General features: G+C 76.6%; 1 protein-coding gene and 1 pseudogene. Both read left to right on the forward strand.

The genetic code is table 11. The features are described from left to right. Positions 1 to 1,258, forward strand: a 1,258-nt coding sequence (locus GFJ45_RS16035) for an acetyl-CoA C-acetyltransferase (protein ID WP_153399089.1), incomplete at its 5' end; no start/stop codon positions are given. Next, positions 1,258 to 1,513, forward strand: a pseudogene (locus tag GFJ45_RS16040) (hypothetical protein); the annotation flags it as partial. The gene GFJ45_RS16035 and the pseudogene GFJ45_RS16040, both read left to right, overlap by 1 nt.

Here is a 1,513-nt window from a genome sequence, read left to right on the forward strand (position 1 = left end):
CAACCGGATCCCGTTCGGCAAGGTCGGCGGCGCCTACGCCCGGGCCTCCAACCAGGACATGCTCACCGCGGCGCTGGACGGGCTGGTGGCCCGGTTCGGGCTCGCCGGCGAGCGCCTCGGCGAGGTGGCCGCCGGTGCCGTGCTCAAGCACAGCCGTGACTTCAACCTGACCCGCGAGGCAGTGCTCGGCTCCGCGCTGGACGCGACCACGCCGGCCTACGACCTGCAGCAGGCGTGCGGCACCGGCCTCGAGGCGGTGATCCAGGTCGCCAACAAGATCGCCCTCGGGCAGGTCGAGGCCGGGGTGGCCGGTGGCGTGGACAGCGCCAGCGACGCCCCGATCGCGGTGGGCGAGGGGCTGCGGCGGGCGCTGCTGCGCGCCTCGGCGGCCCGCAGCCCGCTGGACCGGGTCCGGGCGCTGTCGGCGGTCCGCCCCCGTGACCTGGTGCCCGAGACGCCGCGCAACGCCGAGCCGCGCACCGGGCTGTCGATGGGGGAGCACCAGGCCCGCACCACGCGCGACTGGGGCATCACCAGGGAGCAGCAGGACGAGCTCGCCGCCGCCAGCCACCACCGGCTCGCCGCGGCGTGGGACGACGGGTTCTTCGACGACCTGGCGACGTCCTACCAGGGGCTGACCCGCGACGAGGGGGTGCGGGCGGACACCTCGGTGGAACGGCTGGCGGGGCTGCGCCCGGTCTTCGGCACGCGTGGCGGTGACGGCGAGGCCACGATGACCGCCGGCAACTCCACGCCGCTGTCCGACGGGGCCGCGCTGGTGCTGCTGGCCGAGCAGGAATGGGCCCGCGAGCGGGGGCTGCCGGTCCTGGCGCGGGTGGTGGATGCCGAGGTGGCCGCCGTCGACTACGTCTCTGGCCGGGAGGGCCTGCTGATGGCACCGGCCTACGCGGTCCCGCGGCTGCTGGCCCGGCAGCGGCTGACGCTGCAGGACTTCGACGTCTACGAGATCCACGAGGCCTTCGCCAGCACCGTGCTGGCCACCCTCAAGGCATGGGAGGACCCCGCGTTCTGCCGGGAGCGGCTGGGGCTGGCCGAGCCGCTGGGCGCGATCGACCGCAGCCGGCTCAACGTCCACGGCTCCTCGCTGGCCGCGGGCCACCCGTTCGCCGCGACCGGTGGGCGGCTGGTGGCGACCGCCGCCAAGCTGGCAGCAGCCAACGGCCCGGGCTCGCGGGCGCTCATCTCGGTGTGCGCCGCCGGCGGGCAGGGCGTCGTCGCGATCCTGGAGGCAGTGTGATGGCCAACCCGATCACCTCGCTGGCGCGCGGCGCCGGCGCCACCCCCGTGGCCCGCGCGCTCGGCAAGCGGCTCGGGCTGCCGCAGCCGGTCGAGCTGCGCCGCGGCCGTACCGCACCGGAGGGCCCGGTGGTCCTGGCCGTCGTCGAGGGCACCACCGGCGCGGAGAGCGCCCGGGGACCGGCGGGCGCAGACGCGCTCGCGGCCGACACCCTCGAGCTGCTGGGCGTGACCGCCACGCCGGTGCTGCGGGACG

The sequence above is a fragment of the Ornithinicoccus halotolerans genome, from assembly GCF_009602535.1.
GTDB classification, from domain to species: Bacteria; Actinomycetota; Actinomycetes; order Actinomycetales; family Dermatophilaceae; genus Ornithinicoccus; species Ornithinicoccus halotolerans.